Below are 13,987 nucleotides of genomic sequence, written 5' to 3'. Positions count from 1 at the left end.
ACAACATTGTGTTGACATGGTGCTTTTTATAGAAAAGCTTACATTGGTTTAAGTTCTTAAGTATAAAGAATTAGGACAGAATATATAAGGAGAGTCAAAAATCTTGTATAGTATTTAAAACAGAATTTTTTTTAAGATTAGGAAATAAAAAAACCTGATAAAATCAATTATCAGGTTTTTATATGATTAGTACTTTGCGGCTTCCCCTTGTTTAGGGGTGGATTCCAAAATAAATTGTCTTATATCTTCTGTAGCCGTCTTTAAATCTTCTTTTCTTAAATACATCATATGGCCACTTCTGTAACCTTTAAAAGAGACACGGTCTTTCATCCTACCACTCGGATCCATTTGTCCAACAGTATATTTTGCAGCAAAATATGTGGTGGCACCGTCATAATACCCAGACTGCACCAATACCTTTAAATATGGATTCTGGGCCATGGCCTGTCTTAATCCGTCTCGGGTTCTATCATATTGTCGATCCCACGGGTGGACGTTTCCAAACATATTATATTTGACGTCAGTTTTAAACTTAAGTTCTTCACGAATGTAATAATTGATGGCAGGGGTGAAGGAATGGAGCCATGAGGTTAGTTCAGAGTTATAATCAGGAGAATTTCCCGCGTTCATTTTATCGATTCCTAAATACCTTGAATCCAATCTGCCAATGGTATAGCCCTTGTCACGGATGAGTTCTTTCCAGAAGAAACTTGTCGGAACATCCAGATTGTGATCAATAATTGAAGATTTGCTCAATCCAGAATAAAGGCTCATCTTTTCGGCCACTTGGTTTCTTTCTGCTTCTGAAATAAAGCCGCCTTTGGCGATGGCAGGCATAACTTTATCAATGGTATAAGCCTCTACTTCAGGTAATATGTCCAAGAGGTCTTTTTGTTGGAGTGCAGGTGAAAGTGCGTTTTGATACCATGCCGCCGCCGTAAAATATGGCAAATTCAAAGCAGAGTATATGGGCTGATCTGTAGAGTATATTTTATAATCGGCTGGCGATACTAATATTACGCCATTAAGATACATCCATTGGCTATTTTGCAACTCTTTTGATAACCCCATAACCCGAGGGCCACCATAGCTTTCTCCGATTAAATATTTTGGAGACTCCCATCGATTTTTTCGCGAAACAAAGGTATTCATCCATTCTGCTAGATATTTAATATCGGCATTAATCCCAAAAAATGTTTTTCTATCCGGCATCTTTCCGTCTTTATCTGCAACCATCCTAGAATATCCAGTGTTTACAGGATCAATAAAAACAATATCTGCCACATCTAAAATAGAATGCGGATTGGCTTTTACACCATAAGGCTGAACAGGATAGCCTTCATCGTCTATGTTTAAAATTACAGGTCCAGTATAGGCAATATGCATCCACGCAGATGCAGAACCTGGGCCACCATTAAAAGAAAAGATGATTGGTCGTTTTTCTTTTTCACTGTTACTTTTTTTATAATAGGTGTAGAACAATGTGGCAATTGGTTCTCCTTTGGCATCCCAGACCGGCTGTGTACCGGCTGTTGCTTGGTACGATAGGTTTTGACCATTAATAACTACGGAGTGATTGGTAACAACCATAGTGTCTAAAGGAACCTTTATTCCTTGCGAATAAAGAATGCTCACCGAAAATGTGGCAATTAGTAAGAAATAGTTTTTCATATAGTTAGGATTTTAAAACTTTAAAGATAAAAGGATTTATCGGAAGCTATTTTGAAAATATGTTAAAATAGGTTAAAAAGGACAACTGCTCCTCTTATATAATGAGGTTGCACCGCTCATGTTTATGCTGCTTGTTAAGCAATTGATAAAACAGCTTAATCCTACTTGGCAATAGTAAAAGTAAAAACACTCCCCGCACCAATTTCTGAAGAGAGACTAATTTCACCACCTAATTTATTAACTAGATTTTCAATGGTGCTTAATCCGATGCCTGTACTTGGTTTGATGTTTTTATGAGGGATGATAGTAAACAATTGAAAAATTACATCCTGCTTGTCCTTTTCAATACCAATTCCGTTGTCTGAAACCGAGAATTTGTGGTATTTAGGTTCTTCTACGTAAGAAACATGAATCAAACGTTTTTCAGCATCGTTATACTTGAGCGCATTGTCCACTAAATTGATAAGGATTTGCGTTAAGGCCGGTTTATTGATGTTCTTTATGGTGTCCTCTCCAGAATACGTCAGCTTATCATTTTTTGACAATAATAATTGACTAATATTTTTAGATAATTCTGAGAGTTTGATGTCCTCTTTTTTAGCGATGAGTAGCTCGTCGGCTTTATAATGCAGTAAAATGCCATCAATATAATCTTTGAGGATCAAGGCGGAATCTTCAATATATTCAAGATATTCTAATGACGAATTTGAATGCCTGTCAATTAGTTCATCCTTTAAAAGATCAGTCAAAGAAATAATATTGGCCAATGGCGATTTCAAATCGTGTGACACATGGCTTGCAAATTTCTTCAATTGGATGTTGTGCAGTGTCAGTTCTTTTTTAGCAACTTGCAATTTTAAATTTTGCCGTCGTAATTCTAAAGTATTAACAACCTGTTTGCCTAAAGTGATGAGTGCATTTTGTTGTGAAGTGGTTAAAGTCCTGGGTTTGTGATCAAAAACACACAAAGTTCCTAAGGCATAACCTTCAGGATTGATCAAGGAAACGCCAGCATAAAAAATTGCCATGGCATCTTCTATAAGAGGGTTGCCTATAAAACGCTCATCTAATCTAGCGTCTTCAATAATAAAAATAGGGCCATTATCTAAAATGGCATGCCCGCAAAAAGAAATATCTCTCGGTGATTCATTAAACGGAACTCCATAATGTGATTTAAAAAAATTACGGTCCTTATCGAGCATAGTAATTAATGAAACGGGAGCGTCACAAATGGTTGCTACAAGGCTTGTTATATTGTCATATTCTTCTTCAGGTAACGTGTCAAGTAATTGATATTCTGATAAAACTTCTAAGCGCTGAAGCTCGTTTTCTGGTAGTTTGGGATTTTTCATGTGATAATTTTTTGATAGTATTGGTATATAGGAGTAGGTAAGTAGCTAAATTTTTGTAAACCCTTCAAATACACCTAGGCCAAAAAGGGCAAAGTCGTATTTAACAGGGTCGTCTTTATCCATTGTTCTTAATGCAGTGTCCAATTCATTTAAAGCTTTTGCATCATTTTGTTTTCTTTTCAACAGACCTAAAGATCGTGCTACGTTGCCAGAATGTACGTCTAGCGGACACGAGAGCTGGGCGGGAGTGAGACTCTTCCAAATCCCAAAGTCAACACCGTTATTGTCGTCTCTAACCATCCATCTTAAATACATATTGATGCGCTTGGCTGCTGAATTTTTTAAAGGATCACTGACATGTTTCGTGCTTCTTGGTAAATGTTCGGCTTCAAAGAAATGCTTTTTAAATTGATGAATTGCATATTGCATTGAAATTTTTTCTGAATATTTATAAAAAACAGCTTCTAGTCCATCGTGATTTTCATAAATATGGTTTAAGCTTTTAACAAACTGAATAAAGTCATCTTCATTAAAGGTTCGGTGGACGAAAGGTCTTAATTTTTGTAGATCGGATGGTTGATGGTTTTTTATAAAATCGAAGGGCGATTGGTCCAATAAGGCCATCATTTTATTTGCGTTGTTAATGATGCTTTTCCGGTTTCCCCAAGATATTGTGGCAGTTAAAAATCCTGCAATTTCAATGTCTTCCTTTTTTGAAAACTGATGGGGAATCTGGATAGGATCACTTTCTATAAATCGCGGATGGTTATATTTAATGACTTTGGCGTCTAAAAATTCTTTCAGTTCTTCTTTTTTCAATGCTGTGGACTATATTATGACTTAATAAACGGATTAAGCTGCAATTTCCTTGCCACATTCCATTAGTAGCCAAAATTCGATTTTATCTCCGAGCATTTTTCAATTTAACGCTATCCGATTAATTTTAAACGCAAATCCGATTTCATTTTTGGGAATCATTTTAATTAATTAAATTAGGCTATCTGATTAAAAAACAAAAACAAATGAAATCGATTATAAAATTTGGTCTAAAATCTGCAATTGCACTTTTTGTCATTGGCATCGGAACCAAACTTGGCAAGGATGCCATCACTGATTTAAAACAATTTCAAGATAACCGTAAAAACTTAAATAATGGAAGATAATAATGACATCGTAGATTCAACATTAAATGTTGTAAGTAACTCAATAACTAATTTTGACAATGTTTTGGGACACATACCACTTTATAAAAGTGGCCATAATATTGGCGGTGCCATCAGTAAGTTAATTGATAGTGTTGTTGATGTTATACCTGATATAAAGTAAATTAATTATACGATTTTACCATCGACCATCACTAATTTTCTATCTGCCATATCTGCCAACTCTTCGTTGTGGGTTACTATAACGAAGGTTTGGCCAAACTCGTCGCGTAATTTAAAAAAGAGATTATGCAGATTTTCTGCGCTTTCACTATCTAAATTGCCCGAAGGCTCATCGGCAAAAATTAGTTCTGGGTTATTGATCAATGCTCGAGCTACTGCCACGCGTTGCTGTTCGCCACCGGACAATTCGCCAGGTTTATGATGATATCTATGGCTTAACCCTAGGAAATCCAATAATTCTTTGGCGCGATTTTCGGCTTCATCTTTAGAAGTTTTCTTTATAAATGCAGGTAAGCACACATTTTCTATTGCCGTAAACTCGGGTAGCAGTTGATGAAATTGGAAGATAAACCCAATATGTTCATTTCTAAACTTGGCGAGGTGTTTATCGGTTAAGCTGATAATATCTACACTATTAATTTGCAGGCTACTTTGAGCTTTGGCAGATGCCCTGTCCAAAGTGCCTAAAATATGTAGCAAAGTAGTTTTCCCCGCACCAGATGCACCTACAATTGATACAATTTCACCTTTTTGAATGTTGAGATCTACACCTTTAAGAACGTGTAGGTCATCGTAATATTTATGTATATTGGTTGCTTTTATCATAGACAAATAATTGCAAGCAAGTTAGTATATTGTTTGCTTTTGTACAATTATGGTAGGTATTATTCTGAAACGGAATTCGGGGAGCAGACTCTAAGTCAATAGTTCAAATAATAGCGAAAATTAATTAGAAGTTCCATAAAGACCATATCTAAATAAGGCGTTTTAAAGATTCTGAATTTCACTTAAAACCTGTACTTTTAACATTAGATAAATAACAAACGATGGCATATCAACATTTTGAAGAATATAACCTCAAAGTCACTGAGGACATTAAAGAACGATATAAGCAAATTATTGAAGATCTTGGCGAGGATGTCAATAGAGAAGGGTTATTGAAAACGCCTGAACGTGCGTCTAAAGCCATGCAGTTTTTGACCCAAGGCTATAGTCAAGATGCTGCTGAGATTTTAAAAAGCGCTATGTTTAAAGAGTCATACAATGAAATGGTTATTGTTAAGGACATTGAAGTGTATTCGCTTTGTGAACATCATATTTTACCTTTTTTCGGAAAGGCGCACATTGCGTACATCCCAAATGGTCAAATTGTTGGATTGAGCAAATTGCCAAGAATTGTAGATGTTTTTGCAAGACGTTTGCAAGTACAGGAACGTTTGACTGAACAAATTTTAGAATGTATCAACACAACACTAAAGCCTCAAGGTGTTGCCGTTGTTATTGAAGCTTCTCACATGTGTATGATGATGCGCGGGGTACAAAAACAAAATTCGGTGACAACCACTTCGGGATTTAGAGGGCAATTTGAGAAAATTGAAACGCGCAACGAGTTTTTGAAACTGATTGGTAATAAATTCTCATAGGAGTTTTTTGGTATATTTCTTGTTATAAATAATTTGAATTAATATTTATACAATGACATTAAACAATTTAAGCAAAAACAAAAAACTCGTTTTGGGTATCGTTTTGGATCTCATCGGAATGATAACCTTTATCGATATTATTTGGGCACCAATTTCAGCACTGCTCATGACAAAAATGTATGCTGGAAAAAAGGGTAAAGTAGCTGGTGTATTCTCATTTATTGAAGAAATTTTACCAGGTTTTGACATCATTCCTTCTTTCACTATTATGTGGTTTTTTACTTATGTATTCAGCAAAAAGCCAGAAGTTATAGAGGTAAAATAATAAAACCCCCTTTCAGTCTTTGAAAGGGAGTTTTTTTTTACGCTAGAGAACATTTATGTCCCAAGCTTTTTTTGTTTTATAATGTGTAAGTCAATCCCACATTAATATTTCGTCCAATATTATAAATGCCATCTGATTTTAAGCGCGATAAATGATTGATATAGGTTTTATCAGTCAGATTGCTGCCTGATATCCTGATGTCAAGATTGTTTTCAAGGATTTTGACAGTGCCACCAAAACCGGCACCCAAGAGGTTATATCCATCTGAGGCTGTTTCAAAACCACTGACATTATTTTGTTTGAAATAGGTATTCATTCTAACAAATGCATATAGTTTTTGAACAGACTTTGTGTCGAATTCCACTCTAAGCGTATTAGATAAGGAGTTGGCAGGAATTAGTGGCAAATAGTTATTATTCTTCTGTTTTCCCGTAACTGTTTCAAAGCTACTCTCAAGGTGCAGCCAATCTAATGGATGTGGGTGAAGGTGCAAGCCGATTTCACCACCGTACAAATTGGCATCTTCCTGTAAATAATTGTAAACAGGAGTGTTATCAATATAATCTCCGTTAGGGGAAATGAAAATATAATTGTTCACCTTGTTATAGAAAGCATTGGCAAAAACCTCAATATGCTCACTTTTATATTCTAAAGCTAAATCTGCTTGAAAATTTTGTTCATTTTTAAGGTTTTCATTTCCAATTTCATAGCGGTTGGTGCCTTCATGCGTACCATCAGAAGTGAGTTCGGCCAAATTAGGAGCGCGATAACCCGAGGCGAAATTAATTCTTGAAGTAATTTTTTCAAAAATTTTTGTTTTGTATCCAAGAGCACCATTAAAGCTCGAAAATTCTTTATTTAAACCAGAAGCCACATCGATTGAACGGTGATCAAAACGCGCACCAATTTGAATATCAGAACTATTAAAGTGGATATGTGACGTGGCAAGTACACCAATATCGTTGGTAGTGGCATCTGGGATTAATTGCTCATGGCCATAATTTGTATTGCCCTGGCTCATACCCTGAACGCCTACTATGGTCTCAAATTTACCTAATGTTGGCAAGTTGTATTTCACATCATAATTAAAGGTCTTCAATTTCATTTGAAGTGCCGCTTCAAAATCTTCATGTTCTTCATGATTAGACTCGGCATGCCCATGATCATGATGATGATGGTCTTCAAATTCCTTTCTATCATTATAAAGTAAGCCTAAGCTGATATCTAAACTCGAGTTTTTGAAAAACACAGTCGATTTAGAACTTAGCACATGATTGGTCACTTCTTGAAAAGGCAATAATGGTGTTTTGTTTGTGGTTTGCTCTCCAAGTTCTCCTGGGATGCCTAGTTTTGAATTATTGATATTATAACGAAGCTCAGTCTTAAAACCCGATTTTTGATACCCAAAACCAGCCTTAAAATCCTGTTCTCTAAATCGGCTGTTGGTCACTCTATAATCCGCAGTATTGTAATCAGCATGTTCAGCAAGACTTCCTCTGAATAAAAACTTAAAATTATTACCAGAAGCCTTGTAGCCTGCGTCTGTATTAAAGCCTTTGGTGCTACTGAAATAGTTATAACTGGCATCTGCTTTATTAGTATTGATTTGAGCGAATCTTTCGGGATTTAAATAAAGCACACCACCCAGCGCATCACTTCCGTAGAGTAGGGAAGCGGGACCTTTTATAACCTCCACGCTTTCAATTCCAGCATCACTTAACCCCAAGCCATGTTCATCTCCAAATTGTTGATTTTCTAATCTCACGCCTTGAGTGTACACTAAAACCCGATTGGAACTCAGCCCTCTGATGACAGGCTTTCCAATACTGACGCCTGTTGTAATACTCTCTACGCCGGCAATGGTTGTGATGCCGTCGGCTAAAGTGACCGCACCTTTTGTTTTTAAAGTAGCAATAGTTTTGCGTTCTACCTTCATCACATTTTCACTTTGTAATTTATGAAACGGTGTGGATATGATAATTTCTTCCATTTCAATTGCGGATGGAATCATGGTGAAATTAAAAACCTCTGTTGAAGGAAAGGTTATGTTTTGTGAGAGTGTTTCATAACCCATAAATGAAACGACGATGGGAAACGTGCCATTTGGAATATTAGACAGTGTAAAATTACCATCAAAATCAGTTGTGGCTCCCTTCTCGAGCTGTGGGATATAAATATTTGCAAAAATAATAGGCTCAGCAGTGTTTTTGTCAACCACACTACCTTTTAATGTATTTTGTGCGTAAATAGATGGTATTGCCAATAAAAGCAATACATTTAAGATATATTTCATAGAAGTGTTTTGATTAATTTAATAAACATATAATCTGAAGTAATTTCAGAATAATTAGATTAAATTAATCACTGGAGGACCTCGACGGGAAAAATGAAGCTTTTGGTAATCGCTGAGAAAGTCATATTCTTTAGTGTTGAAAATATGGATTTCAGGATAGACAATTAAAGTAGCAAGATTTTGAGGAATAGTAAAGGGAATATTGAGTTTGAACTTATAAAACTCACAATCAATATCTAAGGTGTGGAAATGCGCATCCACTTCACCATAACACACTTCATGCTTATGGTTTTCAAAAACATGCATGACTTTTACGGCAGAAGGCAACAAAAAAGTCAACACTAAAAGAAGTGTCAAAGCTTTAAATATGATATGTTGTCTTAAAAAGTTCATTGATTTAAAAATTTCTTGAACCCAATTCTACTCAACATTTTCTTTTCAAACTCCCAGAAAAATTTGAACTGACCAAACAGCCATCCAAAAAAAACGAGCATAAACTGGTAAAAGATAAGTCCTACCGTAATGTATAGAATCCAGTAAACTGTGGTGTTTAAATTATCTTTTGTAATGCCAATTAGCGCCATAATTGGTTTTCCTATAAACATCGAAGAAGAACCGGTAACTGAAAAAACGATAAACACCCGGATCATTTCCCATCGATAGTCTAAAATCCATTTTTTTTCAAGCTTTTTAAATAAGAACAAGGTCAATTTTAAGAGCAAGGAGAAAATGACAACCGATGCTATCAGTACCAAAAATAAATTAATGTTTCCTACAATTACATCAGCTAATCTATAAGAACAATACCCTAAAATGAGAATGCCCAAAACTGGAAAAAGAAGCTGCCAGTTTTGTTGTATTTGCCAATTTTTCTTGAAATTTTCCATTGTACCATTTTGCGCTGCAAAGATACTTCAAATTCCTTTAAATCCGAGGCGTAAACGGCCCTAATCTTTGATTGTATGTTAACTGGAAGTATATGAAGTAGTTGTACAGCTTGTAATTGACTTCATAACCATAATCTATATGGGGCTGGTAGTCAATTTGAAGTTCATATAAATTGCTGTTATAGCGTAATGGCTGTAAAACACGCTGATTCCATTCCAAAACATAGTGTCTGTTCCGAGCTTCCAAATACTCTTGAGAATAAAACCCTTCAGGTTTTGCGGTAGAGGCTAACCATGAGTTGAATCCCGGTTCAATAATTAGAATTTCATATTCCAAAGAGTCATTGGCAATCCTGACCGTGTCCTGTTCTTTATTGTTCACAGCTGAAGTCAGTCTGTTGGATGGTTTAGAGCTATGGCACGATACCATAAATAAACCCAAAAATAAAAGTGTGATAAGTGTTTTCATAACTTTTTTTTCATTAAAAGTTACAAAAATCATGCCCATCAATTCAATAATTACATGCTTTTAACAAAAAATCGCGCTATAGAAGCACGATTTTTAAATGATATATGTTAATCTAAAGCTTAGTTTTTTCCACCAAACAGACCTCCAATCATTCCGCCAAGTCCATCTTTCTTTTTGCTGCCTCCCAGTACCATTCCTGCAACGTCATCTATGATGCTTCCGTCCTTATCGGCATCAAGGATAGATTCAAGAAAACTTTGCTCGTTTTGAGGAGAGTTGCCTTTAAGCAGCCCACCCAACAAACCTTCAAGTCCACCTGGGCTATCAACATTTTGTTGTTTGGCTTGGTTGCCGAGCATGCCCATTAAAATTGGAGCGGCTACTTTTAATATTTGCGCAACAGACCCGGTATCTACTCCTGATTTGGCACTTATTGCTTTTTCGACATTGCTTTGTTTATCGCCGAGCACATGTCCAATGATTTTACTTCCATCTGACATAACGCTATCATCAACACCACCGCCAAATAGTCCACTAAGATTGTTTAAAATACTTCCATCATGTTTGTTGTTTATTGCGCTTAATAATCCTTGAGCACCTTCAGGTGATGCGGCGTTACGTTTCATTGCAGCCATTAAAACAGGCATGGCCAGGGTCAACACATCATTTGTTTTATTTTGAGGTTGATTGGTTTGACCAGCAACACCACTCACGATTGATTTACCAAGATCACTGTTTAAAAGATCTAAAATTCCAGACATAATTAATTGATTTTATATTTAAGATGTCAAAATACAAAAAATGCTTGCAATACACTGTATGACAAGCATTTTTATTAATTCATGTTAATAACTTATACTTTTTCAGTCTTTAATATACTTATAATTTGTGATGCCAGCTCCGTACCAATTCTATCCTGAGCTTCGTTTGTAGCGGCACCAATATGAGGAGTTAATGAGATTTTCCCATTCATAAGCACTTTAATTGCTGGTGTTGGTTCACTTTCAAAAGTATCCAATCCTGCAAAGGCCACTTTTCCGCTATCGATGGCTTTAACAAGCGCAACTTCATCAATAACGCCTCCACGTGCAGCATTTACTATGCCAATCCCATCTTTCATTTGGGAGAATTGCTTTTCTCCAATCACGTATTCATCTTGTGCTGGAACGTGTAATGTAATAAAATCTGAATGTTTAAGAATGTCTTTCATTGGCTGGGTCTCAATTTCAACATTGATAAACTGGCCGTTGTAAAACTCGACTTTGATATTTGCTTTTCCGACAAACTTATCACTTGCAATGACCTTCATGCCTACACCAAGAGCAATTTTGGCAACTTCACGTCCAATACGTCCAAAACCAATAATTCCTAGAGTTTTTCCTCTTAATTCTGTGCCCTGGGCATAATTCTTTTTAAGCGCATTGAATTTCGAATCGCCATCTAAAGGCATATTTCTGTTGGCATCATGTAAAAATCTGACACCACCAAATAGATGGGCAAACACCAATTCAGCTACTGATTGCGAAGAGGCAGCCGGCGTGTTGATAACATGTAAATTCTTACTGCGTGCATAATCAACATCAATATTGTCCATTCCTACGCCACCACGTCCAATGATCTTAAGATTTGGACATGCATCAATAATATCCTTTCTAACCTTAGTAGCACTCCTGACCAATAGCACATCAATATCTTTGTCATTAATATAATTTATCAATTGCTCTTGAGCCACTGTAGTCGTGATTACTTCAAATCCTTCTGCATTTAATGCGTCAATTCCACTTTGAGAAACTCCGTCGTTTGCTAATACTTTCATGAAAATTTATTTTTACGCCCACCAAAATGGGTTTACTTTTATTATTACTGTTATATATTTTACTTAATAATTAACTATTTCATTGTTAATTATTACTCATACTGATATGAATCAGACTGTTAACTGTAGTTGTTACTAAGCTTTTGTTTCCAATTCGCTCATCACTTCCACAAGTGCTTTTACACTGTCTAACGGCATGGCGTTGTACATGGAAGCTCTATAGCCGCCAACACTTCTATGTCCGTTTAAACCGCTAATACCCGCTTCTTTTAACATGGTTTCAAAAGTCTCTTTCAAGTCATCGTTAACCAAATTAAAAGTAGCATTCATATATGAACGATCTTCCTTAACCGCATAACCTTTAAATAAAGGATTGAGATCTATTTCCGAATAAATAACACGAGCTTTCATTTCATTGACTTCCTCAATGGCTTTTATCCCTCCTAAATTTTTAAGCCATTCCAAAGTTAACATAGAGGTGTATACTGCAAACACAGGAGGTGTGTTAAACATGCTGCTTTTAGAGATCTGAACTTGATAATCCATGATGGATGGGATTTTCCGAGATACCTTACCTAAAATATCCTCTTTGACTACTACTAAAGTCGTTCCGGCTGGACCCATATTTTTTTGTGCACCAGCATAAATGAGATCAAATTTAGTAAAATCCAATTGACGTGAGAATATATCACTGCTCATATCACATACCATTGGTATTGGCGAGTTTGGAAACTGCTTTATCTGAGTTCCAAAAATAGTGTTGTTTGAGGTACAATGGAAATAATCGTAGTTCTCAGGAATTTCGTATCCTTTAGGAATGTAATTGTATCCAGCATCTTTGGAAGAAGCCACTTCATAGATATCGTCATATATCTTAGCTTCCTTAATTGCCTTTTCACTCCAAGTGCCTGTGTTTAAATACCCTGCACGCTTTTCTAATAGATTTAGAGCAACCATGATAAATTGTGTGCTTGCTCCACCTTGAAGAAATAAGGCTTTGTAACCTTTTCCTTCAAGCCCTAACAACTCCAAAGCTAAAGCTCTGGCATTCTCCATTATATCTACAAAATGTTTGCTCCTATGCGAAATTTCCAATAAAGATAGGCCTATCCCATTATATTCAATTGCGGCCTCGGAAGCTTTTTTCAGAACCTCTTGAGGTAAAATTGAAGGTCCAGCGCTAAAATTGTGTATTTTCATTGTTTTTGGTTTTTGAAAGATACAAAGGTGCTAAATTCAAAAGGAATTGAGGGTAAGAAATTGATAATTTATCAACTATATTTTTAGCAAAAATGCAATTGTGTCAACATTGTCAGCATAGTCCCACAATTGCGGATGTTGCGTCTGTCCGAAGGCTACTGAATCTTCTGTAACCCCTTTGGAAACCACGCATTGTATACTGCTTTTGTTTTCATTTATCAACTGTTTCAGCGCATCTATATCGTTATAGTATTCATAAAATAACGTTGCAATTGGAGAACCATAGCTAGTATCTTCTTTGAGCATTAAAAAGCCGTTTTCGAGCAAATTAAATTTGCTCATTAAATAAACTGCCTTATTGTAATCATAGTTATTGGCATATTTATTTTGATGGATGATTGGGTGCCATTCATAAACTCCATTAAAAAAGGCATCAAACTTGTAACCTTTGGGTACAAACAATTTTGATATATTTCTACAGCCGAGGCCATAATACCTGAATATGTCTTCGGAAAGTGCCTTGAGCTCTTCATCGGATTCTTCACCAGTCAAAATGGCTACAGAGTTTCTGTTATTTCGAATAATGGATGCTTTTTCTTTGAAATAATGTTCAAAATAGCGGGAAGTGTTATTACTTCCAGTAGCGATTACGGCATCAAAATCGGGTAATTTCTCTTCGGTAAATGCAATTTTTCCTTTAAACCCAGGTTCTACATGCTCTAGGTATTTAGCTAAATAGGGTAGTAAGTGCTTGTCGTTGGAGGATTGTTTTACAAAAACATCATGACCACTAATCAGTACCGATAAGAAATCATGAAAACCAACCAGCGGAATGTTTCCCGCCATAATAATGGCTACTTTTTTAGGCGAAATATTGTTAAAGTTATACTTCTCTAACCATTGCACCATATTGCTATGACTTAACGACTTAGACCAGCCATTTAATGCAAAGGCGATATTCTCTTTAGTAAACCACCCATTATGCTCATGAGCCAATTTAATTTGGTGTTTAAAGCCATCAAAAAACAAGTCACTTGCGCTAATATTCTCATTTAGCTCAAAGCCTTCTGTTGTGAATTGTTCAATAAATTCCCCTAGTTTTACGAAAGCATTAATTCTTTGCTGTAAATCCATTCTGTATTTGGTTATGAATAGTTTTGGCGTT

At 35.9% G+C, this 13,987-nt stretch carries 16 protein-coding genes; 4 read left to right on the top strand and 12 right to left on the bottom strand.

Features of this window, described 5'->3' with window-relative positions:
• Window positions 1-186: 186 nt before the first annotated feature.
• The 3 genes from H3Z82_RS12835 to H3Z82_RS12825 form a co-directional block, all read right to left on the bottom strand.
• On the bottom strand, window positions 187-1,671 hold the full coding sequence (locus tag H3Z82_RS12835; protein WP_182205912.1) for a S10 family peptidase: 1,485 nt from the start codon (window positions 1,669-1,671) through the stop codon (window positions 187-189).
• Window positions 1,672-1,832: 161 nt separating this feature from the next.
• Complete coding sequence (locus H3Z82_RS12830; protein WP_182205911.1) at window positions 1,833-3,023, bottom strand: sensor histidine kinase; 1,191 nt, start codon at window positions 3,021-3,023, stop codon at window positions 1,833-1,835.
• Between the two features lie 45 nt (window positions 3,024-3,068).
• On the bottom strand, window positions 3,069-3,842 hold the full coding sequence (locus H3Z82_RS12825) for a TIGR02757 family protein (protein WP_182205910.1): 774 nt from the start codon (window positions 3,840-3,842) through the stop codon (window positions 3,069-3,071).
• Between the two features lie 203 nt (window positions 3,843-4,045).
• On the opposite strand from H3Z82_RS12825, the gene H3Z82_RS12820 reads away from it, so the two are divergent.
• Entirely contained in the window at window positions 4,046-4,186 is a 141-nt protein-coding gene (locus H3Z82_RS12820; RefSeq protein WP_182205909.1) for a hypothetical protein, read from the top strand.
• Window positions 4,176-4,349 carry a hypothetical protein gene (locus H3Z82_RS12815; RefSeq protein ID WP_182205908.1) on the top strand — a complete coding sequence of 58 codons (174 nt, stop codon included), beginning with the start codon at window positions 4,176-4,178 and terminating at the stop codon, window positions 4,347-4,349. Before H3Z82_RS12820 ends, H3Z82_RS12815 begins: the two co-directional genes overlap by 11 nt.
• A 5-nt stretch (window positions 4,350-4,354) precedes the next feature.
• Here the strand turns inward: H3Z82_RS12815 and H3Z82_RS12810 are convergent, their stop codons facing one another.
• Complete coding sequence (locus H3Z82_RS12810) at window positions 4,355-5,014, bottom strand: ABC transporter ATP-binding protein (RefSeq protein ID WP_182205907.1); 660 nt, start codon at window positions 5,012-5,014, stop codon at window positions 4,355-4,357.
• Between the two features lie 221 nt (window positions 5,015-5,235).
• On the opposite strand from H3Z82_RS12810, the gene folE reads away from it, so the two are divergent.
• Both folE and H3Z82_RS12800 read left to right on the top strand, forming a co-directional pair.
• Complete coding sequence (folE, locus tag H3Z82_RS12805) at window positions 5,236-5,832, top strand: GTP cyclohydrolase I FolE (RefSeq protein WP_182205906.1); 597 nt, start codon at window positions 5,236-5,238, stop codon at window positions 5,830-5,832.
• Between the two features lie 52 nt (window positions 5,833-5,884).
• Window positions 5,885-6,157 carry a hypothetical protein gene (locus tag H3Z82_RS12800; RefSeq protein WP_182205905.1) on the top strand — a complete coding sequence of 91 codons (273 nt, stop codon included), beginning with the start codon at window positions 5,885-5,887 and terminating at the stop codon, window positions 6,155-6,157.
• A 76-nt stretch (window positions 6,158-6,233) separates the two neighbouring features.
• Here H3Z82_RS12800 and H3Z82_RS12795 read toward each other — a convergent pair whose 3' ends face one another.
• The 8 genes from H3Z82_RS12795 to H3Z82_RS12760 all read right to left on the bottom strand — a co-directional run bounded on the left by H3Z82_RS12795 (window position 6,234) and on the right by H3Z82_RS12760 (window position 13,956).
• Window positions 6,234-8,450 (bottom strand): TonB-dependent receptor, encoded by a 2,217-nt coding sequence (locus H3Z82_RS12795; protein ID WP_182205904.1) that lies wholly within the window; start codon window positions 8,448-8,450, stop codon window positions 6,234-6,236.
• Between the two features lie 54 nt (window positions 8,451-8,504).
• Window positions 8,505-8,843 (bottom strand): hypothetical protein, encoded by a 339-nt coding sequence (locus H3Z82_RS12790; RefSeq protein ID WP_182205903.1) that lies wholly within the window; start codon window positions 8,841-8,843, stop codon window positions 8,505-8,507.
• Entirely contained in the window at window positions 8,840-9,337 is a 498-nt protein-coding gene (locus tag H3Z82_RS12785) for a DUF6787 family protein (protein WP_182205902.1), read from the bottom strand. Before H3Z82_RS12785 ends, H3Z82_RS12790 begins: the two co-directional genes overlap by 4 nt.
• 37 nt (window positions 9,338-9,374) lie before the next feature.
• A complete protein-coding gene (locus tag H3Z82_RS12780) occupies window positions 9,375-9,806 on the bottom strand; it encodes a DUF6146 family protein (protein ID WP_182205901.1) in 432 nt (143 codons plus the stop codon).
• 119 nt (window positions 9,807-9,925) lie between these two features.
• Window positions 9,926-10,567, bottom strand: coding sequence for a DUF937 domain-containing protein (locus H3Z82_RS12775; protein WP_182205900.1), 642 nt, complete (start codon window positions 10,565-10,567; stop codon window positions 9,926-9,928).
• Between the two features lie 92 nt (window positions 10,568-10,659).
• Entirely contained in the window at window positions 10,660-11,622 is a 963-nt protein-coding gene (locus H3Z82_RS12770; protein WP_182205899.1) for a D-2-hydroxyacid dehydrogenase, read from the bottom strand.
• Window positions 11,623-11,757: 135 nt separating this feature from the next.
• On the bottom strand, window positions 11,758-12,822 hold the full coding sequence (gene serC, locus H3Z82_RS12765; protein WP_182205898.1) for a 3-phosphoserine/phosphohydroxythreonine transaminase: 1,065 nt from the start codon (window positions 12,820-12,822) through the stop codon (window positions 11,758-11,760).
• A gap of 75 nt (window positions 12,823-12,897) precedes the next feature.
• Window positions 12,898-13,956: an acyl-CoA reductase gene (locus tag H3Z82_RS12760; RefSeq protein WP_182205897.1), complete on the bottom strand. Its 1,059-nt coding sequence runs from the start codon at window positions 13,954-13,956 to the stop codon at window positions 12,898-12,900.
• Window positions 13,957-13,987 lie beyond the last annotated feature (31 nt).

It is taken from the genome of Gelidibacter maritimus, assembly GCF_014062315.1.
GTDB classification, from domain to species: Bacteria; Bacteroidota; Bacteroidia; order Flavobacteriales; family Flavobacteriaceae; genus Gelidibacter; species Gelidibacter maritimus.
Note: the sequence above shows the minus strand (reverse complement) of the source record. Positions and strands in the feature narration are given on the sequence as shown.